The 22,495-nt window shown below is 52.7% G+C and carries 21 protein-coding genes and 5 tRNA genes; 23 read left to right on the forward strand and 3 right to left on the reverse strand.

The features are described 5' to 3' along the window. Positions 1-366: 366 nt before the first annotated feature. From NST44_RS10820 to NST44_RS10865, 10 genes are all read left to right on the forward strand, one after another. Positions 367-936, forward strand: coding sequence for a GbsR/MarR family transcriptional regulator (locus NST44_RS10820; RefSeq protein ID WP_007132374.1), 570 nt, complete (start codon positions 367-369; stop codon positions 934-936). A 487-nt stretch (positions 937-1,423) separates the two neighbouring features. Then, on the forward strand, positions 1,424-2,767 hold the full coding sequence (locus NST44_RS10825) for an alpha/beta hydrolase (RefSeq protein WP_210094485.1): 1,344 nt from the start codon (positions 1,424-1,426) through the stop codon (positions 2,765-2,767). A 33-nt stretch (positions 2,768-2,800) separates the two neighbouring features. Then, on the forward strand, positions 2,801-3,361 hold the full coding sequence (locus NST44_RS10830; protein WP_210094484.1) for a GNAT family N-acetyltransferase: 561 nt from the start codon (positions 2,801-2,803) through the stop codon (positions 3,359-3,361). A gap of 178 nt (positions 3,362-3,539) precedes the next feature. After that, the gene (locus tag NST44_RS10835) at positions 3,540-4,046 is read left to right on the forward strand and encodes a winged helix-turn-helix domain-containing protein (protein WP_007132377.1); all 507 of its coding nucleotides are present in this window, start codon (positions 3,540-3,542) and stop codon (positions 4,044-4,046) included. Between the two features lie 54 nt (positions 4,047-4,100). Continuing rightward, complete coding sequence (locus tag NST44_RS10840; RefSeq protein ID WP_007132378.1) at positions 4,101-5,435, forward strand: MFS transporter; 1,335 nt, start codon at positions 4,101-4,103, stop codon at positions 5,433-5,435. 231 nt (positions 5,436-5,666) lie between these two features. Then, a complete protein-coding gene (locus NST44_RS10845; protein WP_007132379.1) occupies positions 5,667-6,779 on the forward strand; it encodes an outer membrane lipoprotein-sorting protein in 1,113 nt (370 codons plus the stop codon). 268 nt (positions 6,780-7,047) lie between these two features. After that, positions 7,048-8,235: an alanine racemase gene (gene alr / locus NST44_RS10850; protein WP_213613813.1), complete on the forward strand. Its 1,188-nt coding sequence runs from the start codon at positions 7,048-7,050 to the stop codon at positions 8,233-8,235. A gap of 234 nt (positions 8,236-8,469) precedes the next feature. Further along, on the forward strand, positions 8,470-8,751 hold the full coding sequence (locus NST44_RS10855) for a CopG family ribbon-helix-helix protein (RefSeq protein ID WP_028406492.1): 282 nt from the start codon (positions 8,470-8,472) through the stop codon (positions 8,749-8,751). A gap of 3 nt (positions 8,752-8,754) precedes the next feature. Next, on the forward strand, positions 8,755-9,105 hold the full coding sequence (locus NST44_RS10860) for a type II toxin-antitoxin system PemK/MazF family toxin (RefSeq protein WP_006212388.1): 351 nt from the start codon (positions 8,755-8,757) through the stop codon (positions 9,103-9,105). A gap of 766 nt (positions 9,106-9,871) precedes the next feature. Continuing rightward, entirely contained in the window at positions 9,872-12,064 is a 2,193-nt protein-coding gene (locus NST44_RS10865; protein WP_210094586.1) for a Tex family protein, read from the forward strand. 486 nt (positions 12,065-12,550) lie between these two features. Here the strand turns inward: NST44_RS10865 and NST44_RS10870 are convergent, their stop codons facing one another. Next, positions 12,551-13,126 (reverse strand): CGNR zinc finger domain-containing protein, encoded by a 576-nt coding sequence (locus tag NST44_RS10870; protein WP_210094481.1) that lies wholly within the window; start codon positions 13,124-13,126, stop codon positions 12,551-12,553. A gap of 164 nt (positions 13,127-13,290) precedes the next feature. Here NST44_RS10870 and NST44_RS10875 point away from each other — a divergent pair, with 164 nt between their 5' ends. Next, complete coding sequence (locus tag NST44_RS10875; protein WP_210094480.1) at positions 13,291-13,761, forward strand: DinB family protein; 471 nt, start codon at positions 13,291-13,293, stop codon at positions 13,759-13,761. A 118-nt stretch (positions 13,762-13,879) separates the two neighbouring features. Here NST44_RS10875 and cmpA read toward each other — a convergent pair whose 3' ends face one another. Together cmpA and NST44_RS10885 are read right to left on the reverse strand one after the other, a co-directional pair. Continuing rightward, on the reverse strand, positions 13,880-14,008 hold the full coding sequence (gene cmpA, locus NST44_RS10880; RefSeq protein ID WP_007132384.1) for a cortex morphogenetic protein CmpA: 129 nt from the start codon (positions 14,006-14,008) through the stop codon (positions 13,880-13,882). A gap of 81 nt (positions 14,009-14,089) precedes the next feature. Next, on the reverse strand, positions 14,090-14,440 hold the full coding sequence (locus tag NST44_RS10885; RefSeq protein ID WP_077567965.1) for a hydrolase/acyltransferase: 351 nt from the start codon (positions 14,438-14,440) through the stop codon (positions 14,090-14,092). A gap of 114 nt (positions 14,441-14,554) precedes the next feature. Here NST44_RS10885 and NST44_RS10890 point away from each other — a divergent pair, with 114 nt between their 5' ends. From NST44_RS10890 to NST44_RS10945, 12 genes are all read left to right on the forward strand, one after another. Then, positions 14,555-15,040 (forward strand): SprT family protein, encoded by a 486-nt coding sequence (locus NST44_RS10890; protein WP_007132386.1) that lies wholly within the window; start codon positions 14,555-14,557, stop codon positions 15,038-15,040. Between the two features lie 30 nt (positions 15,041-15,070). After that, a tRNA-Asn gene (locus tag NST44_RS10895) sits at positions 15,071-15,146 on the forward strand. Between the two features lie 6 nt (positions 15,147-15,152). Beyond that, a tRNA-Ser gene (locus NST44_RS10900) sits at positions 15,153-15,241 on the forward strand. Between the two features lie 164 nt (positions 15,242-15,405). Continuing rightward, positions 15,406-16,101: a Type 1 glutamine amidotransferase-like domain-containing protein gene (locus NST44_RS10905; protein ID WP_210094479.1), complete on the forward strand. Its 696-nt coding sequence runs from the start codon at positions 15,406-15,408 to the stop codon at positions 16,099-16,101. Positions 16,102-16,214: 113 nt separating this feature from the next. Beyond that, a tRNA-Glu gene (locus tag NST44_RS10910) sits at positions 16,215-16,289 on the forward strand. A 74-nt stretch (positions 16,290-16,363) separates the two neighbouring features. Next, positions 16,364-16,439 (forward strand) — tRNA-Lys (locus tag NST44_RS10915). 43 nt (positions 16,440-16,482) lie between these two features. Beyond that, positions 16,483-16,565, forward strand: a tRNA-Leu gene (locus tag NST44_RS10920). A 194-nt stretch (positions 16,566-16,759) separates the two neighbouring features. After that, positions 16,760-17,218 (forward strand): KGG domain-containing protein, encoded by a 459-nt coding sequence (locus NST44_RS10925; RefSeq protein WP_210094478.1) that lies wholly within the window; start codon positions 16,760-16,762, stop codon positions 17,216-17,218. Between the two features lie 379 nt (positions 17,219-17,597). After that, positions 17,598-19,283, forward strand: coding sequence for an AraC family transcriptional regulator (locus NST44_RS10930; protein WP_213613812.1), 1,686 nt, complete (start codon positions 17,598-17,600; stop codon positions 19,281-19,283). A gap of 113 nt (positions 19,284-19,396) precedes the next feature. Next, positions 19,397-20,425, forward strand: coding sequence for an ABC transporter substrate-binding protein (locus NST44_RS10935; protein ID WP_210094476.1), 1,029 nt, complete (start codon positions 19,397-19,399; stop codon positions 20,423-20,425). Positions 20,426-20,459: 34 nt separating this feature from the next. Then, positions 20,460-21,467, forward strand: coding sequence for a FecCD family ABC transporter permease (locus NST44_RS10940; protein ID WP_213613811.1), 1,008 nt, complete (start codon positions 20,460-20,462; stop codon positions 21,465-21,467). Continuing rightward, a complete protein-coding gene (locus tag NST44_RS10945; RefSeq protein ID WP_213613809.1) occupies positions 21,460-22,482 on the forward strand; it encodes a FecCD family ABC transporter permease in 1,023 nt (340 codons plus the stop codon). The genes NST44_RS10940 and NST44_RS10945 overlap by 8 nt, the downstream gene beginning before the upstream one ends. Positions 22,483-22,495: the final 13 nt, after the last annotated feature.

Consider the following 22,495-nt stretch of genomic DNA (forward strand, 5'->3'; position numbering starts at 1 on the left):
TTAATGTGTAGAGACGCGTTCGTATTAACCTTAATGCAACCCCGATCCGTCACTGCCGTCTCGTAAACCCATGTGCATCATTGTAACAATCGATACGTAAAGTATCAAACGTTATATCCGTACGTAAAGTACGTACAGTAAAAACTGTACAAAGTTATCCTCCCAAATCCTTTCGTATGCTCCCTTATGCTTAGTCATCGCTGTTCTTTACTTTTAAAATAGCTTTCCCTACAATAGACGAGAGAATGTGTGTGGATTGGGTTTGTTTAGATTCGCTCCAGATCGTTCACACTACAACTCGAGTCCAATCAGTTTTGTTGTATGGCATGACTTCTTGGATGGTTACAGAAAGAGGAGGCTGCAAGCATGAGCTTGTACCAGTTGGATGAGGAACGGCAGGCTGCTGTGCAAAAGATTCGTAAGCGTGTCATTGAAAATATTGGACGAAATATGGACTTGTACGGCATACCGCTCTCAACAGGTCATTTGTATGGTCTGTTGTATTTTGCCGATAAACCGATGAACCTGGATGAGATGGGACAGGAAATGAAGATGAGCAAGACCAGCATGAGCACCGGCGTGCGAACCTTGCTCGATAATAAGATGGTCAACAAGGTGTGGGAGAAGGGCTCCCGCAAAGACCTCTATGAAGTGGAATATGATTGGTATCAGACTTTTGTGGACTTTTTCGACATTAAGTGGAGGAAATCGGTGGAGAGTAACATCCTGGTCCTCCGCAAGGCATTGCAAGAAACCGAGAAGCTCCTCAAAGAATATGAGGATGATCCGGTTATGGTGGCTGTGCTTGAGGCCGATCGGACCAAGATGCGTGAAGCCGTGGCTTATTACCGGTGGCTGGAGCGGTTGATCGACGCCTTTGTTGACGGAGATATTTTTAAATATGTTCCGAAAGAGCCGCCGGAGGGCGGTTCCTGATCTTGTAAGCAGCTGAAATTCCTTATAGTGCGAGTTCAAAAAGTCGGATTTTCAGCACCGAGGCGCATGCTTCCGAAGTGCGTTTTTTTCAAAACGCTTTAGGTTGGATGAAGGTAGGGACTGAGGAGCGGAGCTACACGTTTTACAGAAAACATCTTGGCGAAAGCATCTGCTGTTTTGGGTACGTGAGCACCTGAAATGTTTCCGTAGGAAACATACTTCGAAAGCATAAGCTTAGGCCCGGCTGAATTCAAGATTCGATGCCGAGTTACTTCTTGACTCCCTTCGTGATCAAAAGATGACTTTTTGAACAACCTCTTTTATAATACGAGTAAGGCAATGCTTACCTAACAAGGTACAACCTGTTCACCGGGTTGTGCCTTTTTTTGTTGGGTCAGGGACGGGGAGGGAGCCGGCATCATAGATCCGGCATCGCGCGTCAAAGCTTCACCCTTGTTCCCCAAGAACATTGAGGGAGGGGTTACATATGGTACATTCGAAATCCTGGCATGATCAAAGATTGGTGGAAATTCCGCATTTTGCATCCGAAATCTTGGGCAACACCCGCAGCTTGTTCGTCTATCTTCCACCCGACTATCACGAGAATACGGAGCGTCGTTACGCCGTACTCTATATGCATGACGGACAGCACGTCTTCTCCGCGGATGCGTCGGGGGAATCCTGGGACATGCATGTTACCGCAGACCGGCTTGTCGCCGAAGGACCGATGGACGGGATCTTGATCGTTGGCATCGCGACCGTGCCGGATCAGAGGCTGAACGAGTATTTTCACGAGCATCCGAACATGCACCTTGCATTCAAACCGCCTTTTGATGGCGATCGGTATGAGGCGTTTGTCATTGATGAAGTGATGCCGTACATCAACAGAACCTTCAGAACGCTGACCGGTCCCGAGCATACGGCGATGATGGGCTCCTCTGCAGGCGGAATCGTCACCTACAATATCGGCTTTAGACGTCCGGATGTGTTCGGTCACATTGCGGTAATGTCGCCTTACTTCGTTAAGGCCGATTTCGATGAAAAGGGCGAGCTTCGCGAAATTCCGTTTTACCACAGATACGGAACGCATCCGAAGCTTCGGGTGTGGCTGGATATGGGCGGAGCCGAAGGGACGTTCATGGAGAAGTACGCCAGAGAAGAAGCCGAACGGCTGGTCGCCGACGGGTTTGTGCCCGGAGAAGACCTTATGCTGTACCTGCATCCGGGTGCTGGTCATAGCCAGAGCGATTGGGCGGCAAGAGCCCACGCCCCGCTGCTGTACTTCTTCGGACGAATCGGGAAGCCTGAAGCTCTCGAGATTTGCGGGGGCGAGATCGTGGGGGTGAAGGGTCCCGACAAGCGGATCAATCCGGTGGTGACGTATACGAGCGGTTTCATGCAGACCGTCATGCGAGCGACATATACGGTTCTTGACCCACAGCTCCTTGAAGTCAAGCCCGACGGCACGCTGATCGCCAAATCGCCCGGAACGACGCGGGTGATCGTCCAATATGGGAACTGTACGGCGGACAAGGAAATCACCATTGTCGACGCTTTGCCGGAACGGGTTAACGTAACGGTCACGGTAAAGGTCCCGGCATCAACGCCGACCTATCCTTCGCTGTATGCGGGGATTGAGGTCAAGCCGGCGGGAGACGGGCTCTACAAGGGGAGCGCGATGATCCCTCACGGTCTTACTTTTACGTTCAAGGTATCGCATGGGTTCGGCCGACATGAGCGGCTGAAGCCGGATTCGGGAATCACGCGGCGGTCGTTTGTGGCGTCTTCCGATCAGGAGCTGTATTATGAGGTAGAAGGTTGGGAGATATAGAATTATTGGAACAAAATCGGAGGTTATAACATCATGACGATTAGATCGGCAAGACCGGAGGATGCAGCAGCTGCATCAAAACTGCTATACGACGCCCTGCACGACATTGCGCACCAGTTGACAGGGGAAGAAAGCAAGGAAGGGGCTGTCCGTGTTCTGGAGCAGTTTTTCCGGGAGCATGAGGGCAGGCTTAGCCATAAGCAGGCGGCTGTAAAAGAGATCGAAGGCAAAGCAGCCGGAATTATCGTGGCCTACGGAGGTGACCAAGCGCCGGAACTGGACCGCCCGATCATCGAGCGTTTGCGCCGTCTCAAGCATGACGATACATTGACGCTGGATAAGGAAGCCGATGTCGACGAGTATTATATCGATACATTGTCCGTATCCCCGGCATTCGGCGGGCAAGGCATAGGTTCTGCATTAATCAGCTATATGGAGGAGCGGGCAAGGGAGCTGCAATATCGTAAAATCGCGCTCGCTGTCGTACACGGGAATGACCGGGCCTATGCTCTATATGAAAGAAGGGGCTACGCCACCGATAAAGAAATCATGATTAACGGACATGTGTACCGTCATATGGTCAAGCTCTTGTAAAAAGTAATCCAAGAAAATTATTTTTAAACCGCCTATTTACAATTGGTAATAGGTGGTTTATTATTAATCCAAGACGATCTAAAAAATTAGAATGAATAGAAAGATTAGAACAAACGACTAAAACAGATCGAATTATGTAATTGGAATGAATAATAATTATTGGAACGGAGTGATTCATATGGATTCGAATCAAAATCAACAGGGCATGTTCGACATTACGGTGGAACAGGCGAAGCTGCTCGGGAGCTCACAGCGAGTCAAGATCATCGGGAGCTTGACCGATACGCCGAAAACCGCCAAGCAAGTAGCCGATGAGCTGGGCGAATCCCCGGGAAGCATCCACTACCATATCCAGAAGCTGTACGATGGAGGCCTGATCGATCTGGTAGAGACCCGTACGGTTGGGGGGATTGTTGAGAAATACTACAAATCCAAGGCCAAATGGTTTAACACGACAGGCCCGCAATCGCTGGATCCGGCGCTGGCCGATGATTACAATGCGGTTTCCAGCACGAAGATCCAGTTGCGGCTGCAGCTGACGGAAGAGGAGCGGGAAGAGCTGGCGAAGGATTTTAGATCGCTGCTAGAAAAATGGGTCAAGAAAACCATCGCCGCCAAAGACGATTCCAAGGAGTATGCGATCGGCGTCAATTTAGTCTCTACCGAAGAGGCGTCTAAGAAATAAGGAGCTTGCTTCCGAGCCTCCCCAAAAAACGAACTGAAATGGAGTGTTAAAACGATGGAAATTTTTAAGAACCGCAACTTCCTGCTCCTCTTTATCGGCCGCATCTTGACGAATATCGGCGACAGCTTATACGCTGTTGCCGCCATGTGGCTCGTTTACGATTTGGGAGGCTCGACGCTCTACACGGGTCTGGCCGGGTTTCTATCCATTCTGCCCCGGGTCATCCAGATTTTCTCAGGACCGCTCATCGACCGCTTTCCACTGCGCGGAATCCTGGTTTACACGCAGCTCATCCAGGCCGGATTGCTGCTCATCGTGCCTGCTGCCTATTATTTCGATTTTCTGACGGTGGGGCTGGTGCTGACCATTACGCCAATCATGTCGACGCTCAATATGTGGGTGTATCCGGCTCAAATGTCGGCACTGCCAAGAATCATTGACAAGAAGCAGCTGACGCAGGGCAATTCATTGTTTACTCTGGCTTACCAAGGCATTGACGTTGCGTGCAACGCCGTTTCGGGCGGGCTCATCATTCTGCTAGGCGCCGTATCGCTGTACGTGTGGAATTCGGTCGGTTTTTTCATCGGGGCGCTTCTGTTTGCCCAGCTTCGCATCAAGGCATCAAGTTTAACTTCATCTAACAACGCACAAACGAATGGAGATAAAGAAAATCCTAAGGACGGTTCATCGCCAATCAAACGGAAAAACGCCTTCCGTTTATACATCGAGGATATGAAAGCAGGAATGCGATTCTTCATAGGGACACCGCTGGCGCGGATTCTGTTCGGCGTCATTGCCATCAACGCCGTCGGAGGCGCAACCTTTACGGTCATGCCGGCCTTTGCCGACAGTCTCGGCGGCCCCGGCGTCTACGGCATTCTTCTTATGGCGCAAGCATGCGGAAGCCTGCTGGGGGCGCTGGCGGCTCCGTATTTGAAGCTGGAGAAATACCGCCTCGGGATGATTTACGCGATGGCTTTCTGTGTGGCGGGAGCCCTTTGGTGCTTGAGCGTACTGACGCCTTGGACTTGGATGGTGGTTCTGATTTACGGCCTGGCCTGGTTTCCTGGCGGCATTACGAACGTCATCATCAATACGGTCATCCAGAAGTCGATTCCTGAGAAAAATATGGGGACGGTCTTTGCGGCTGCCAACGGATTAAGCGGGATTGCAATGCCGCTCGGCAGCCTGATCGGCGGAAGCTTAGGCATGATTCTTGCCAGCTCCTCGATCATTGCCGGCTCCGGTCTGGTCGTGCTGCTTGTCGGTCTGTACTGGATCTTCGATCCGGTAACGCGGGGTCTGCCGGCTCCGAATGATATGGATGAGAGCAGCTTCGCGCCGGCAGCAAAGAAATCCCCGGCCGGTATTGTATCAACGGAAGCATGATGAAACTGTATTTCCGGTCTTCCAGACCGATTCTCGGAGGAGGCAATGTGTCGGGCTCATGCATATTGCCTCTTTTACGCATATACCGGAGCATCCGCAATTTACGGATTGGATTCACGAAAAAGCAAAAGGCGCGCATTCATGCTTGTCAGGCTAGTCTGCATAATGTGAACAAGTCCCTCATAGACATGTATCAATCAAGTCAAAACATGTATTGAAGGGGATGATGACATGCGCCGGATTTCATGGGTGCTGCTCGCTGTCGTATTATGCATGGCAACGATACTGGCGGGATGCGGGAAGAAAAATGCGGACAGCGTTGTGAAGGATCTGAACAAGGTGGCAGATAAGCTGGAAAGTGCAAAGGGCGCTTACCAGGGAGCGGGCGTCATGACCATACATACCGGTACGACGCCGCAGGAGTATCAAGTTGAGGTATGGTACCAGTCTCCATCTTATTATCGGATCAGCTTGGCCAACGGGGAGAAGGACATTAAGCAAATCGTGCTCCGCAACGATGACGGCGTATTTATTCTGACGCCAAGCTTGAACAAAAGCTTCCGCTTCAAGAGCGATTGGCCGGATAACCAAGGGCAGGTATATCTGTATCAGACGCTGCTCAGCAGCATCCTGAACGATAACACCCGCCAGTTTGCCGAGGATAAGGACAGCTATGTATTTGACGTCGCGGCGAATTATCACAGTCATTCGCTGATCCGGCAGAAGATCTGGCTTGCGAAGGACAATTATTCGCCGAAGCAGGTTCAAGTTTCCGATTCGGAAGCGAACGTAGTCGTTGAAGTGAAATTCAATAACTTCACGTTCGATACGAACTTGACGAAGGAATCCTTTGACACGAGCCGGAACCTCTCCGCGATGGGCGAAACCCAAGGCATGCTGGCCGAAGTGGATGAGAACGGGCTCCCGATCGCTTCCGGTACCGAGAACGGCAATGCGAATGCACCTGAAGGATTGACGGAGACGGCCACGGGCAAAGACATGGGGTCCTTCGGCATCGTCTATCCGGAATATGTGCCTGCCGGTGTAACGGAAAAGGATACGATGGAAGTGCCGAATAGCGAAGACCATGCGGTGATTCTGAAATATGACGGGGTATACCAGTACACGATTATGGAATCCAGACCGAAGGACCGTGTCGTATCGCTTGTGCCGGGCGAAGCGGTGTACATTGACTTTACGACGGTTGGACTGCTGACCGGCGACCAGCAGCGAACGCTGACTTGGAGCACGGATGGGGTCGAATATAGACTGACGAGCGCCAATCTCCCCGTCGAGGAGATGAAGAAAATCGCTGCTTCCATGCAGGGACAATCGGGTAAATAATACGATGAAGGCGGATACCAAGCTTGGCGGAAGGAACATTCCGACAATGAGGCCATTCGCCTCTTTTTCCAAATAAAGGACCTTTGAGGCAGGCTGCGATATGTTTTGCTGCTGATTTACCAAGGGATCTCCATGCTATGCGTTTCATGGTACCAGCCATGGACGAAAAATGGGCAGGAGGTGTCAATTGACAGTTGCCTTCGGGAACATTACCATTAATCTATTATTAGCCTACAGCTTTTTCAAAATGGTAAGAAGGTGACTGGAATTGCAAGCGATATATCGACCTACCCTGGCGGACATCAACTTGGATCATCTGCGTGCCAACTACAACGCCTTTCGTGAAGCGCTGCCTACAGACATGCTGCTGCTTGCATGCGTGAAGGCGAATGCGTACGGACACGGGGCCGTGGAGGTGGCGCGCGAGCTTCAGCAGCTGGGTGCGGACTACTTGAGCGTTGCGTTTCTCGATGAGGCGCTCGAGCTGCGTCAAGCCGGGATCACGCTGCCGATCCTCGTGCTCGGCTATACACCGCCGGAAGGCGTGGAGGTTGCGCGCCGGCATGACGTAACGATCACCCTGTTCAGCACGGAAGTGCTCCAAGCGATCCAAGCGCTGCCTGCGGAGCCGGATAAGCCGCTGAAGGTACACATCAAGATCGACAGCGGGATGGGTCGTCTGGGCCTGCTTCCCGGCGAGCATGCCCTTGCGTTTATCGAAGAGGCGTTCTCGCTGCCGCAGGTCATTGTCGAAGGAATGTTTACCCATTTTGCAAGAGCAGATGAAAACAACAAAGACTATACATTGGAACAGTACCGCCGTTTCAAGGGCGTAGCGGACACGCTGCGGGATAGAGGCAGACATATCCCGATCATACATACGGGTAATAGCGCCGCCGCCATCGATACACCCGAGCTGTCCTACAATATGGTGCGTGTCGGCATCAGCTTGTATGGACTGTATCCCTCGGAGGAAGTGAATCGAAGAGCGGTGAGCCTTCACCCTGTCATGACGTTAAAGACCAGGCTGGTCTTTGTCAAAAATCTCCCTCCGCATTCCGGAATCAGCTATGGTTCGAAATATGTCACCGAGCAAACGGAGACGATCGGTACGCTTCCGATCGGCTACGCAGACGGCTTTTCCCGGATGCTGAGCGGCAAGGCAGAGGTGCTGATACGCGGCCGCCGCGTCCCTGTTGTCGGAAATATCTGTATGGACCAATGCATGGTATCGCTCAAACCATTTGCCGAAGAGTCGGCACAAATTCAAGCTGGTGAAGAGGTTGTACTCATCGGCCAGCAGTCTGGCGAGTGCATTACGGCAGATGAGCTGGCTGCCAAGCTGGGAACGATCCACTATGAAGTCGTCTGCATGATTGCCCATCGGGTGCCGCGCCGGTATATACGGGATGATATACCCGTAAAGACGCTGAACCCGCTTTGGACCACCCCTTGAATAAAAGACGCCGCATGTGTATTTTAAATCAAGGAAGACAGCAGGAGGAATCTGGACGGTCTTTGGCGAATGATGAATATGTCGCTAAAGTCTGTACGAATGTGTCGATTGTAGTTTATAATGATATGCAGCATACATGATATACCTTCGGCATATATATTCTTTTGTATAAATTTCCTTGAATAATGTAATACTGGTGCACAGGGCGAGAAGGTTGTGGGGGTGTAATAGAAGGTGGCCAATATGCAGAACACCAAACGAATCATGATCAGTTTACCGGATCATCTTTTGCAGGAAGTGGACGGGATCGCGCAGCTGGAGAATTCCAACCGCAGTGAGCTTATTAGGCAAGCCATGAAGTTGTACCTGAATGAACGGAAGAAGCGATATATTCGCGAATCCATGCAACGGGGTTATATGGAAATGGCCAAGATTAACCTAACCATGGCTTCTGAGGCGTTTCACGCGGAGGAAGATGCAGACAACACTCTAGACCGCTTAGTAAGCGGGGTGTAGACAGTGATCGTTAAACGGGGCGACGTATTTTTTGCGGATTTATCACCCGTTGTCGGTTCGGAGCAGGGAGGCGTAAGGCCGGTCCTTGTCATTCAGAACGATATCGGCAACCGGTTTAGTCCGACGGTAATTGTTGCAGCCATTACGGCACAAATTCAAAAAGCCAAGCTGCCGACCCATGTCGAAATCGACGCGGCGTCGCATGGATTTGACCGGGATTCCGTTATCTTGCTAGAGCAGATTCGTACGATTGACAAGCAACGGCTAACCGATAAAATCACCCATCTTGACGACGAAATGATGAGCAAGGTGGATGATTCCTTGCAGATCAGTCTGGGCTTGATCGATTTCTAGCGAACCGAACAAGTATATATGCGTTTAGATCATATAGGTATGTGCAAAAAACCTCAAGGAGAGTGTCCTTGAGGTTTTTTGCGGCGCGTTGAGTAACCGGGTACAGCATATGTATCGTATTCTTGACGTGTGCTTGTTTAGGGCCCGCCCGGCGACAGAGCTAAGCCAAGAGGTGGAGTGCGAAGTCGGCTGTGGGCCAGAGGCCTTAGCAGGAGCAAAAGACATACAGCTCATGGCTTTTGGCTGGGTGAGGCTTAGAGGTTATAGCTCATGGCTTTTGGCAGGGCAAGGCTTAAAGATTATGCCCCGGGCGCCGGTATGAGAAAATAGGCGGTGGTAACAGCGGCTGCAATAAACAACAGGCATATTAAGGACCATGTCCATGCTTCGTTGATCTTCATCGTGATGTCCTCCTACATGTGGTTGAAGTTGGGCGAGTCCGGTATATGGCGGGGGAGTCCTGCCGCCCTCTGGATTATTTCAAGCATGACCCGGACGACGCTTCATGAGCACGGGGTATACCCTTAGCCTTGGCAGCGATCGAAGATCTGTCCGCTAAAGCTGCCTCAAATGCTAATTGATCGTTAAGGTATTTATAGAATATAAAGCGAATCTTAAAAACAGATGAAAAAGACATGAAACGAAGCTTAAAGCTGCCTGCTTTACGGACGTAAGGTGGAAATGCCAGCGGAGATTTGGGATAATAGCTGTACAAGTTACGTTGAAGATAGAAAGAGGGATATCATTGTCTGATTTGGAAGCCGTAATGGAAGCGAATGAGGAACAAATTCGAAAAGAAGAGCTGAAACGGATCATTAAGCAGATCTCCAGGGAGCTGCAATTGTCCGAGAAACAGGTGCGTACGACCGTAGAGCTTCTGGATGAAGGCAATACGATACCGTTTATTGCGCGATACCGTAAGGAAATGACAGGCGAGCTGGATGAGAACCAATTGCGCAGCATCGAGGAACGGACAGGCTATTTGCGCAATCTCGAGGTCCGAAAGCGGGAAGTTATTCGCATTATTGAGGAGCAGGGCAAGCTGACCGAAGAGCTGAAGGCATCGATTACAGCCGCCGTCAAGCTTCAGGAAGTAGAAGATCTGTATCGCCCTTATAAGCAAAAGCGCAAGACCCGGGCCAGCGTGGCGAAGGAGAAAGGCCTTGAGCCGTTATCGGAATGGATCTGGTCCCAGCCGAAGCAGGGCGATGCCCTGGCCGAGGCTGCAAAATATGTCAACGAGGAAAAAGGAGTGGCTTCTCCGGAGGAGGCGCTTCAAGGCGCCATGGATATTTTGGCCGAAAACATTGCGGACGATGCCAAGATTCGCGCCTGGGTACGGCGCTTCAGCTTGGACCACGGCATTCTGACCTCGGAAGCCAAGGATGCGGAAGCGGAATCGGTGTACGAGAATTATTACAGCTACCGGGAATTGGCGAAGAAAATGCCGCCGCATCGGATTCTGGCCATTAATCGGGGAGAGCGTGAGAATATACTGAAGGTCGGGCTCGAGGTTCCATATGAGTCCATTCATGCTTATATCGGCAAGCAGGTGCTGAAGGGCACATCTGTTGTCACCGATATCTTAACGGCCGTCATTGAGGATTCCTACAAGCGCCTGATCGCGCCGTCGATCGAGCGCGAGGTGCGCGGGGAGCTCACCGAGAAGGGGGAGAACCAGGCTATCTCGATCTTCGCCGGCAACCTGCGCAGCCTGCTGCTGCAACCGCCGGTGAAGGGGCGCTGCGTGCTGGGTGTGGATCCGGCCTACCGGACGGGCTGCAAGCTGGCCGTCGTTGACGAGACCGGTAAGCTGCTGGAGGTGGCGGTTACGTATCCGACGCCGCCGAACAACAAGAAGCGGGAGGCTGCCGCGAAATTCAAGGAGCTGATTGCCAAGTATGGCATTAAGCTCATCGTCATCGGCAACGGCACAGCTTCACGCGAGACGGAGCAGTTCGTCGCCGAAGACGTGATCGCAGACATCGGAGATCCTGAGCTTGCTTACCTGATCGTGAACGAGGCCGGAGCCAGCGTCTATTCCGCCTCCAAGCTGGCGCAGGAGGAATTCCCGGATCTGGATGTGGCGGAACGCAGCGCGGCTTCGATTGCAAGACGGGTTCAGGACCCGCTGGCCGAGCTGGTGAAGATCGATCCGAAATCGATCGGCGTCGGGCAGTATCAGCATGACGTGACGCAGAAGCATCTGGAGGAAAGCTTGAAGGCGGTCGTCGAGTCGGCGGTTAACCATGTCGGCGTGGACGTGAATACGGCCTCCCCTTCGCTGCTCTCTTATGTATCGGGCATCAATGCCACGATTGCGAAGAATATCGTGAAATACCGCGAGGAGAACGGGAAATTCGTGAGCCGCAAGCAGCTGCAGAAGGTGCCTCGCCTTGGAGCCAAGACGTTCGAGCAATGCGTGGGCTTCATGCGAATTTCTGACGGCGAGAACATTCTGGACCGGACGCCGATCCATCCGGAATCGTATCCGGTGGTGGACCGGCTGTTCCAGGAGCTCCAGGTAGGGCTGGACAAGCTCGGCAGCAAGGAGCTGGCCGAGCTGCTGGATGCCCAGCAGCCCGAACAGCTCGCGGTGAAGCTGGATGTCGGGGTGCCGACCCTTCGTGATATCCTGGACAGCTTGCAGCGTCCGGGACGGGATCCGCGGGAGGAGCTGCCGCAGCCGATCTTCCGGCACGATGTTCTGAAGATCGAGGACCTGGTGCCGGGAATGGAGCTTCAAGGCACGGTTCGCAACGTGATCGATTTCGGCGCTTTTGTCGATATCGGCATCAAGAGCGACGGCCTCGTTCATATTTCCCAGCTTAGCGATGGATATGTCAAGCATCCGATGGATGTCGTTTCGGTCGGTGACAACGTGACGGTCTGGGTGCTGAATGTGGATTTGAAGAAAGGCCGCGTCGGACTGACGATGCGAAAGCCGAAGGATCAGTAATTAATACGGCGGAAATGGAACTGACGTCGAGGCAAGAGGCGTATCTCCTGTTATGGGGATACGCCTCTTTTTTTGGGGTGCGTAGATTCAAGGCAAGGCCTAATCGAAATCGGGCGAAATCGTAATGTGTTGTTCTCCGGCGGTCAGCCTTCCGGTTTATTAGTCCAAATAGGAAGCCTTTGGGGAAATGCGGACAACTAGTATAATCCAGCGAATTCTAGGCCAAAGAGCATTGGCTTGTGCCTACGCAGCATAAGTATTAATCGGCAAGGATGGCCTCGGTGCATCGGATAAGCTTGTCTTCGAGTCATTCCGGGTGGCCTCGGTACTCTGGATAAGCTTGTCTTCAAGTCGCTCTGGTGACCTCGGTATTCCAGATAAGCTTTGTGCTTCGAGCTGTTCTGGGCGGCCTTGGTATTCCGGATAAGCTTGTGCTTCGTGCCGTTCTGGGTGCCCTCGGCGTCCCGGTTAAGCTTATGCTTCGAGTTACTTCGGCTCGTCCTGCTTGTCGCTCGAGTCGTTCTGTTTCTTTTTTGCGCGGAAACGCCGAACCTTCATCAGATTGCCGCACGCCTTCTCGTCACAATAGCGCTTGGAGCGGTTGCGGGTATCGTCGTAATAGACCCACAGGCAGTCCGGGTTGGTGCAGATCCGAATCCGGGAGGCTTCGCCTTCCGCCAGCGTAACGGCGAAGGAGCCTGCAATTTCGGCGATGGCGCCTTGCCATCCGGATTCGAGCGGCCTGTAGCCGATCGCCATCGGCCCATCCATGCCGGCATGAAGCCGCCGGACGAGCGGACCGCCTTCCATCCAGCGGTTTAGCTCCTTGACCTGGCTCTCGTGCAGGGCTTCTCCAGTAGCGATGGACCGTACAACACCCAGAAGAAAGGAGCGGAACGATCGAAGCTTATCCATCTCTTGAGCGGTCGGCAACGCGGACACGCGGAGGCGGTGATTGCGGATCAGCTCCTCTACCCAATCCTTACGTTCCAGCCGATCCTCAGAGCGGCCGCTGCCCCGCCAGTCGCGCCACTCGCTATTCAAAAAATCATCCCATAGCATGGTGATACATCCTTTCTTGGCTGCTTCCTATTGTAACAATCAAACATGAGATTTGCCAGTTACTTGAAAATAGAGTGAAGGTATGATAAGTTGGTTGTAACGGTCTAAACATCATTTGATAGTTACATGCTTTGATCGCTAATATCATGGGGAGGGCGATGAGGATGAGTTTACGGGACGTGCTGCTTCAGAATTGGGATTATGTGATGGATCAGGAGGATTGGTACCCGCCTGCGCTCGATGCATTAAAGGATGTGACAGCGGAGCAAGCGTTGTGGAAGCCTGAAGGGAGCCCGGTCAACTCCATTTGGGAGAACGTGCTGCATCTGCTGTATTACAAACAGCGGCTGCTTGCCCGGCTTGAAGGGACAACGCTGCGCCATGAGGCGGCGGATAATGATGAGACCTTCATCGTTCAAGAGCGGAGCGAGGAAGCATGGCAGTTTGCTCAAGAGCAGCTGAAGGACGTTCATGCAGCGTTAAGGCAGAAGATCGAGCAGCTGCCGGAGGAGGAGCTTGAGGAATCGCCGCAGCGGTTTGTTAGCTTAATTACCCATGACGCCTACCATATCGGACAGTTGATTATGCTGCGGAAGATGCAGGGCTCGTGGCCGGCCAAGCGCCATTTCTCGTAGCCGCTGTTCAAGAAGCGACGAGGACAGCTATTATCCATGCATGCAAAAACAAGCCGGACGAAAGATGTCCGGCTTGTCGTTCATACATACCTTGGCTATTGATCATGAGCGGCGCGTCTTATCTGACATTCGATTTCTCGCCCGGGGAGTTCCGGTAAAAGAACCAGCATTCGTTCAGCAGCTTGATCTGACGTCTGTCCTTTTTGCGGAAGGCGCGCGTCAATTGATTGCAGAGCCATTGCGGCAAGGGTATCTCCTCCTCTTGCTAATTCCATCTGTATGGATAGCATATGGGGAAAAGGCCCAAAGCGTGCAGGTCTACATGGATTTATTGCCCTTCTTCCTCATACCACTGCTCAAGCTGAGCTTGAAGTGCACGGATTTCGGTCAGCAACGCAATGAGCGGATATTCGCTCTCATTCAGGGAAGCAAAGGATTGCTCAAGTTCATTTATGTACTCCAGTCCGTTCCGGATGCTCATGGATTCCTGAAGCAAATCCAGGCTGTCACACTCGGCTATGGCAATCGGCAGCCGCGGCTTGCCGGGAGCGGTCAGTTTGTCGATCTCTTTATTCAGGCGCAGGTTCAGCGCGCTGAGCTGATACGCATAGTCGCTGGGCATTTCCACAAATTCCAGCTCATGCTGCCGCTGTAGGATTACGTAACGCATCGTTGGCATGTTCGCAGGTTCTCCCTCCATGACTTTCTACTTGACAGTGTAGCCCAGAGGGAAGTTAAAATTCAAGTAGCATTTACAAGCCTAGGAAAGGAACAGGCAGGAACCATGAAGGAAATGAGCAACGAGGAACTGCAGGCCTGGGTTGAAAGCGTCTCGTTGAAGAGCTTCGGGGTACCCTTTAGGCATAAAGCAACGTTTAACCGCCGTTTATCCTCCACCGGAGGCCGGTATTTTCTGAAAAGCCATCACATCGAAATCAACCCTCACCAGCTGGCCGCGAATGGACCGGAAGAGGTGGAGAAGATCATTAAGCACGAGCTGTGCCATTACCATCTTCACCTGGCGGGGAGGGGCTACCGTCACCGGGATCCCGACTTTAAACAGCTGCTGCAGGCGGTGGGAGGCAGCCGGTTTTGCAAGTCGCTGCCGGCGGCAAAGCCGGCGGGCAGGAAGCCGGAGCCTTATCGATACAAGCTGCGATGCGGGGCATGCGGAACCGAATATTTGCGTAAGCGCAAAATGAACCCGGCGCGTTACCGGTGCGGTCGCTGCAGCGGACGTTTGACGCTTCTACAGCTTGACTCCCCCAAGAAGTCATGATAAATTATTACTAGCTAATCGACTTGACGTTCCCCGATAGCTCAGTTGGTAGAGCACTCGACTGTTAATCGAGTTGTCACAGGTTCGAGTCCTGTTCGGGGAGCCATTTCATGGAGAGATACCCAAGTGGCTATAAGGGGACCCTCTGCTAAGGGGTTAGACTGCGTAAGCGGTGCGAGGGTTCGAATCCCTCTCTCTCCGTTCAGATACACACCATGGGAAGCTCCCGTCACATCAGTGACCGGGGGCTTTCTTGCGTAGGGATGATATGGACCGGAAGCTTTATTGTATGGATAGCGAACAACCAACTAATTGGGCAGGTCATTCCGCAGTATCAGGGAAATAGACATCTGGAGGGAGAAGAGATGAAACAGATAATTGCCATGGGCGGCGGGGGGTTCTCCATGGAGCCGGACAACCTGCTGCTTGACCGGTATGTACTGGCGCAAGCTTCGAAAGAGTCACCGAAGGTATGCTTTATTCCGACGGCGAGCGGAGATGCGGACAACTATGTGGAGCGGTTCTATACTGCATTTCGTTCGCTGCCCTGCACGCCGTGCCACTTATCCTTTTTCCAGCCCAATTTCACAGATCTGAGAACCTATGTGCTTGAGCAGGACATCCTTTATGTTGGAGGCGGCAATACCCGAAACATGCTGGTGCTGTGGAAAGAGTGGGGCCTTGATCGAATCCTGCAGGAAGCCTATGAGCGTGGAGCCGTTTTAACCGGACTCAGCGCAGGGTCGATCTGCTGGTTTGAAGAAGGCGTTACCGATCCGCTAAACGGCCCGCTGTATAAACTGAACGGCCTTGGTTTGCTCGCGGGGAGCCATTGCCCGCATTATGACGGAGAGAGCAAGCGGAGGCCCGCTTACCATGAACTGATCCTTCAAGGAGAGGTTCGGCCTGGTTATGCCGCAGACGATGGAGCCGCATTGCATTTCATCGACGGGCGCCTGCACGGTGTCGTCAGCTCGAGGCCCGACGCGAAAGCATACCGCGTAGAGCGATCCGGGGATACGGTGAAAGAGCATGAACTCCAGGTGAAATGGCTGGGTTAATGGCCTTTTATGGTGTCTGCAAAAAAAATATAAAAAAATGAAAAAAAGGGCTTGTCATCTTTTTTGAATTTATGCTATACTCAATCTTGTCGTCACGGCGACGTGCTTAAAGTGGCCCGTTGGTCAAGGGGTTAAGACACCTCCCTTTCACGGAGGTAACAGGGGTTCGAATCCCCTACGGGTCACCACTTTCATCATCGCATCACGGATCATAATCCGGATGGTTGGGAAGTCTTTATGGCAGCTGCATGATTGTCATCGAGAGCCATTAGCTCAGTTGGTAGAGCACCTGACTTTTAATCAGGGTGTCGAAGGTTCGAGTCCTTCATGGCTCACCAGTTTTTTCGATAAAGTGATCGATTCGCTTCATCTTTATATTATGCGGTAGTGGTGGAATGGCAGACACGCTATCTTGAGGGGGTAGTGGGTGTATACCCGTGGAGGTTCGAGTCCTCTCTACCGCATACATGAATGGAAATGAGAAACCCTGTACGGTACAGTGCAGGGTTTCTTTCGTATTTATGAACTTTATGCGGAGGATGCACCCGACTTTTTATTACACATATACGCAAGAGATAATGTTTCATATTTGCAGAAGAGGTTAATATCATACCGTAGACGAGTACAACTTCTAAAAACCTATAAGGAGTGATTCAGAATGGCTAACAACAATAATGGTAAGATGAGCCGTGAAGAAGCAGGACGTTTAGGTGGGGAAGCTACAGCAAATAATCATGACAAAGAGTTCTATCAAGAGATTGGACGCAAAGGCGGCGAAGCCACTGCGGAGTCTCATGATAAGGAGTTTTATCAGGAGATCGGGAAGAAGGGCGGCGAAGCCACTGCCGAATCCCATGACAAGGAGTTCTACCAAGAAATTGGCCAGAAGGGCGGCGAAGCCACCGCGGAGTCTCATGGACGAGAGTTCTATGAGGAGATCGGACGCAAAGGCGGCGAAGCAACCTCCGATTCCCATGACCGTGAGTTCTACCAGGAGATCGGGCAGAAGGGTGGACAAGCCCGAAATGACAGCGACGGCAATGACGGCAAGATGAGCCGTGAGGAAGCAGGGCGGAAAGGCGGCGAGGCAAGAGCACGCCAGCGCCGCGGTGATTAACATTATCGCCGAATCGTTCGGAAAAGGCAGGCTTAGCAGCCATTAGGTTTGGTGCTAGCGCCCATTCCAAAGCCCCGCCAAATGCTCCATGCATGCGGGACCGCGTAGATAAGCCTGCAAATCGACGTTTAACAACCGAGGCAGCTGTGAATCCATACTGGATACGCAGCTGCTTTATTTGTGTCTATAGGATGGGGCAGCACGTTTCCAGCGTTTCCAGCTCCCCCTCATGCATTAAGCCTTAAAGGCGGTGATTAAGATAAGGCGGCATAGTTTGAAATCGGCATACATATTTTGAGCGAAATTCGCTGGACAAGGATCCTTATGTGAATATATGATAATGATAACCATTCTCATTTATGATAGGGGTTTTTTACATATGGATGTGGCCGGGAATAGCCAGGTACTGAACGGAATTAAGGAATTTGGGGGCCTGACGGCCTGGTTGTGGAATATTGAAATATTCCGGGAGCAGGATTTGCCGCTCGATTACCAGCTTACGATGCAATCGGCACTTATTCTGCAGATGGGAGGGGAATCGTTCCTCCATACGGGGGAGCAGAGCCTGCATATGCGCAAAGGCAGCGTTAAGATCTGCCGGGCAGGTTCTACCTTCTGTCTGACCAAGGCCGGTCGTGAAGAGAGGAAGAAGCAGGCGCATGCCGTCATCGCCATTCTTTATTTTGCTTTCTATGAAGGGCTGCCGGGGAGCGGGCACCTTCGTGAGGCGGATGACTCCGTATTGATTCCTTGCGGAGAGTTTTGCGAAGCCGGCCTGCCGGAATCGCTGTACAGCTCCTGCAGCTCGCTCTATGAATATTTTCACAGCGGAGACAGGATGAAGAAGTGGCGGGCACAGCTTGACTTTCAGGAGCTGCTGTACACGATGATTACGGAATCTGTTTCAGGTCAATCCGAGGGTAAGCGGCAGGCGCTGGAGCGGGCCAAAGACTATATGCATGAGCATTATGACGAAGAGCTGACGCTGGATCAATTGGCAGATCTGGCGGGCTTTAGCCCGAAATATTTTGCCGAAGTGTTCAAGAACACCTACGGCCACACCCCGATGGATTATCTATCGGGCATCCGCATGAATAAGGCGAAGCTACTGCTATTGCGGTCCGAGCCTTTGCTTCGGGAGGTTGCGCATCAGGTGGGATATAAGGATGAGTTTTATTTTAGCCGCAAGTTCAAGAAAAGCTTCGGCCTCTCTCCATCCGAATACAGAAAAAAACGAAAAAACAAAATCGCCTTGTACGGCTCGACCTCGCTCCTCGGATATGCGATGCCGCTCCAATTCGTCCCTTATGCCGCGCCGGTCCACCCCAAGTGGTCCCCTTACTATTATCATGCCCTTGGCTCTGAAATCCCCGTGCATCTTGACGCTTACAGACAGAACCACAACAAATCCGCGAATCTGGAAAGGCTGGCCACAGCAAGCCCGGAGCTGATTATATGCGCACAAGAGGTCGAGCTTTGGGAACGGGAGCTGCTGGAGAAGATTGCGCCTATATACGTGATGCCGGGGGACCGGGAGGGATGGCGCGTTCAACTGCTTGCTTTAGCGGACAAGCTGGGCAGGAGGCCGGAAGCGGACAGCTGGATCGAATCGTATCAGGAGAAGACGGCGAATTGCTGCAGCGCAATTGAGAATCTTCCGAATGAGGAGAAGACGGTCCTGACGCTTCGCATCCATCAGCGCGAGCTTACGGCTTACAGTCATCCCGGTATGAAGGAACTATTGTACGATCGTCTGAAATTGCAGCCGGCGCTTGAATCCCTCCTTGAAGCTGACCGTCATGGTCTTGAGGATTTGAGCGTAACGGCGATTAAGGAATGCGGAGCGGATCATATCCTTCTCCTTGTTCGTCAGGATTCGGAAACACTCGCTTTTTGGAAGCAGGTGCAGGCGTCGCCGGAGTGGCTGATGATTCCTGCCGTAAGGGAGGGTCGTGTGCACCAGCTGCCCTCTTTCCCATGGCGGGAGTATTCTCCTGTCGCGATGGAACGAATGACGGAGGAGGCCTGCAGGCTCTTTACCGAAACTGCCCGTATCCGGAAATGATCCATGGGCAATCCGCATTTCGTCCATGGCGAAATGAATCGCTATCCCTTAACATAATCAATAATGATAATCATTATCAACTATGGAGATTTGAAAGGGGAAGCAGGAGAGAGATGAAGAGAACGAAATGGATCTTGGGGCTGTTGCTTACGGCAGCCCTGGTGCTGTCCGCTTGCGGCGGCGGAACGAATAAATCGGAGGATGCAGGCATCGCGGCAACCGGCGGTTCGGAACCAGCTGGAGCAGCGAATGCGGATGCCGGAACCAAAGAGAAAGAAGAAACGGCACCGGCATCGTCCGAAACGAAGGTTGTCAAATACTTGGATCAGGAGTACACGCTTCCGGCAAATACCGAGCGGATCGTGATTACAGGTGCTGTCGAGGCAATGGAGGATTCCATCGTGCTGGATGTGAATCCGGTTGGAGCCATCTCGTTCTCCGGCGAGTTTCCCCCAATGTTTCAATCGATAACGAAAAACGCGCAGTCGATCGGAGAGAAAACGGAGCCTAACTTTGAGACCATTTTGTCCCTGAAACCGGACGTGATCCTCGGTTCGACGAAATTCAAGCCGGAGGTTGTCGAGCAGTTGAATAAAATCGCGCCGACGATTCCGTATTCCCATGTGTCGACCAACTGGGAAGCGAATCTGAGATTGCTTGGGGAGCTAAGCGGGAAAGAGGAACAGGCCGAGCAGGCCATCAGCCAATATCAAGCGGATCTGGAGGCGGCCAAAGCGAGTTTGGGCGATAGCCTGAAGGACAAGAAGGTCGTCGCGCTCCGAATCCGTGCGGGAGAGATGTACATTTATCCGGCTGGCGTATTTTTCAATCCGGTGTTGTATGAGGAATTGGGGATAGCGGTACCGGCTGAGGTAGCGGCTGTAGAGGCGCAGGAGCTGATCTCGAAAGAGAAGTTCGCCGAGATGAACCCGGATTATGTATTTATCCAGTTCTCTCCTGACGAGAACAAGGATACACCGAATGCGCTGGAGGAGCTGCAGAACGATCCGATCATGAGCAATTTGAACGCCTTCAAGAACGGCAAGGCATTCGTGAACGTCGTGGATCCGCTTGCTCAGGGCGGAACGGCGTACAGCAAGATCGAGTTTCTGAAGGCGGCTGTGGAGCATCTGGCGAAATAAAAATCACGGCACAAACGGATAAGGATTGTTGTTCATGGGATTCAAGAAATCGCTGCCGGCTGTCATCCTGGTGATGGCCCCGGCAGTATGCTTATTGCTGATGGGGGCTTCCATCCTGTATGGGGCCAAAAATATTACGATGAATACCGTCTGGGATGCCATCGTTGCCTTCGATCCGAACAGCGTGGATCATCAGATCATTCGGAGCTCCCGGCTCCCCCGGGTCATCGGGGCCATGCTGATCGGCGCTTTTCTTGCGGTTTCGGGAGCGCTGATGCAGGGCATGACGAGGAACTATCTTGCGTCCCCTTCGATTATGGGGGTGTCGGACGGCTCGGTGTTCGCGGTCACGCTGTTTATGGTGCTGATGCCGAATGCCTCCTCCGGCCTGTATATCGCCAGCTCGCTAGTCGGCTCCGCGATCGGGGCCGCCGTCGTATTCGGCTTGGCTTGGCTTATACCGGGCGGCATGCGTCCGGTTCAGCTCGCCATACTCGGCACCGTCATCGGAACGTTTCTCAGCGGTACGGCGGAGGCGATCGCGGCTTATTTTCAAATCTCACAGACGGTCAGCTTCTGGTACAATGCCCGTCTGCATGCGATGGATCCGGAGCTGATCGAGCTGAGCCTCCCCTTCGCGGTGGCCGGATTGGGGCTTGCCTTAACGCTTTCCAAATCGGTTACCCTCCTTTCGCTCGGAGACGATACGGCTAAAGGACTTGGCGTGCGGCCATGGATCATTAAAGCCTTGGCGATGCTGGCGGTTGTCATTCTGACCGGCGTGTCGGTTGCGCTTGCGGGGAAAGTGGCTTTTGTCGGGTTGATCATCCCCCATATTGCGAGATATTTGTCCGGCTCGGATTATCGCTGGATCGTTCCCGTTTCCGGGGTGCTTGGCGGGTTGTTTCTGGCTCTGTGCGATATTCTGGCGCGCTTCGTCAATTACCCGTTCGAGACGCCGGTCGGCGTGATCACGTCCATCATCGGCGTTCCCTTCTTCCTGTACTTGATCAAAACGAGGGGAGGGGCACAGCGTGCGTAATGCTACCGGCCGGTTCGGCCTCGTGTTCGGCGCAGGGATTGTACTGGTGCTGGCCGCCTTTTATTTCAGCTTGACGAGCGGAACGTTTGATATGTCCGTCGCGGAAGTCGTACGTACGCTGCTGCGGATCGATTCAAGCCACGAATTCGATCTCGTCGTCTTCGAATTCCGGCTGCCGCGAATCGTCCTTGGCGCGCTGGTCGGCTTCGCGCTCGGCACAGCAGGGGGAGTCATACAAGGCGTTACCCGCAACGGACTTGCGGATCCGGGCATCCTCGGCATCAATGCCGGAGCAGGCATGGCGGTTGTGCTGTTCATGTTCCTTTTCCAGGGACAGCTGACGATAACAGGCTGGGCCGGCGTCATGATGATGCCGATGTTCGGCGTGGCGGGCGGTTTGGCCGCTACCGGAGCCATCTATATGTTTGCAAGGGAAGGTGGGAGGCTCGATCCGCAGCGGCTCATTCTGGTCGGGATTGCAATAGCTTCCGGTTTCGGGGCGGTGACGATGTATTTTTCACTCAAAATGAATCCCAAGGACTACGAAATGGCGGTTGCCTGGCTGGCAGGAAGCCTTCACAGCGCCAACTGGAAGTTCGTGGTGACGATGATTCCCTGGCTGCTCGTTCTGCCGGTGATTATTTGGAGCCGTGCCCATGTGCTCGATCTGTTCCAGCTCAGTGAGGAGAGCGTGAAAAGCGTTGGCGTATCGGTGGAACGCGAGAAGAGGGTTCTTCTGCTCTGCAGCATCGGATTGGTTAGCGCAAGCGTCGCCGTATCGGGCAGCATCGGCTTTGTCGGCCTGATCGCTCCGCACTTGGCCAGACAGCTTGTCGGGCTGAAGCATCGGTATATGCTGCCGGTCAGCGGCCTCGCCGGCATGGCGATCGTCATGATCGGGGATCTCATCGGGCGAACAATCTTTGCTCCTGCAGAGCTTGCCGCAGGCATCGTCGTCTCGGTGATCGGCGTTCCTTATTTCGTTTATTTATTGTTTCGCATGAGAAAATCTTGATCATCCCGGGGAG

It is taken from the genome of Paenibacillus sp. FSL W8-0919 (assembly GCF_038003785.1).
GTDB lineage: Bacteria > Bacillota > Bacilli > Paenibacillales > Paenibacillaceae > Paenibacillus_AQ > Paenibacillus_AQ lactis.

Bases quoted from the DNA above. Each gene is read 5' to 3' on its own strand.
- NST44_RS10820 (WP_007132374.1), top strand. From the start codon at position 367: ATGAGCTTGTACCAGTTGGATGAGGAACGGCAGGCTGCTGTGCAAAAG.
- NST44_RS10825 (WP_210094485.1), top strand. From the start codon at position 1,424: ATGGTACATTCGAAATCCTGGCATGATCAAAGATTGGTGGAAATTCCG.
- NST44_RS10830 (WP_210094484.1), top strand. From the start codon at position 2,801: ATGACGATTAGATCGGCAAGACCGGAGGATGCAGCAGCTGCATCAAAA.
- NST44_RS10835 (WP_007132377.1), top strand. From the start codon at position 3,540: ATGGATTCGAATCAAAATCAACAGGGCATGTTCGACATTACGGTGGAA.
- NST44_RS10840 (WP_007132378.1), top strand. From the start codon at position 4,101: ATGGAAATTTTTAAGAACCGCAACTTCCTGCTCCTCTTTATCGGCCGC.
- NST44_RS10845 (WP_007132379.1), top strand. From the start codon at position 5,667: ATGCGCCGGATTTCATGGGTGCTGCTCGCTGTCGTATTATGCATGGCA.
- NST44_RS10865 (WP_210094586.1), top strand. From the start codon at position 9,872: ATGGAAGCGAATGAGGAACAAATTCGAAAAGAAGAGCTGAAACGGATC.
- NST44_RS10870 (WP_210094481.1), bottom strand. From the start codon at position 13,126: ATGCTATGGGATGATTTTTTGAATAGCGAGTGGCGCGACTGGCGGGGC.
- NST44_RS10875 (WP_210094480.1), top strand. From the start codon at position 13,291: ATGAGTTTACGGGACGTGCTGCTTCAGAATTGGGATTATGTGATGGAT.
- NST44_RS10885 (WP_077567965.1), bottom strand. From the start codon at position 14,440: ATGCCAACGATGCGTTACGTAATCCTACAGCGGCAGCATGAGCTGGAA.
- NST44_RS10890 (WP_007132386.1), top strand. From the start codon at position 14,555: ATGAGCAACGAGGAACTGCAGGCCTGGGTTGAAAGCGTCTCGTTGAAG.
- NST44_RS10905 (WP_210094479.1), top strand. From the start codon at position 15,406: ATGAAACAGATAATTGCCATGGGCGGCGGGGGGTTCTCCATGGAGCCG.
- NST44_RS10925 (WP_210094478.1), top strand. From the start codon at position 16,760: ATGGCTAACAACAATAATGGTAAGATGAGCCGTGAAGAAGCAGGACGT.
- NST44_RS10930 (WP_213613812.1), top strand. From the start codon at position 17,598: ATGGATGTGGCCGGGAATAGCCAGGTACTGAACGGAATTAAGGAATTT.
- NST44_RS10935 (WP_210094476.1), top strand. From the start codon at position 19,397: ATGAAGAGAACGAAATGGATCTTGGGGCTGTTGCTTACGGCAGCCCTG.
- NST44_RS10940 (WP_213613811.1), top strand. From the start codon at position 20,460: ATGGGATTCAAGAAATCGCTGCCGGCTGTCATCCTGGTGATGGCCCCG.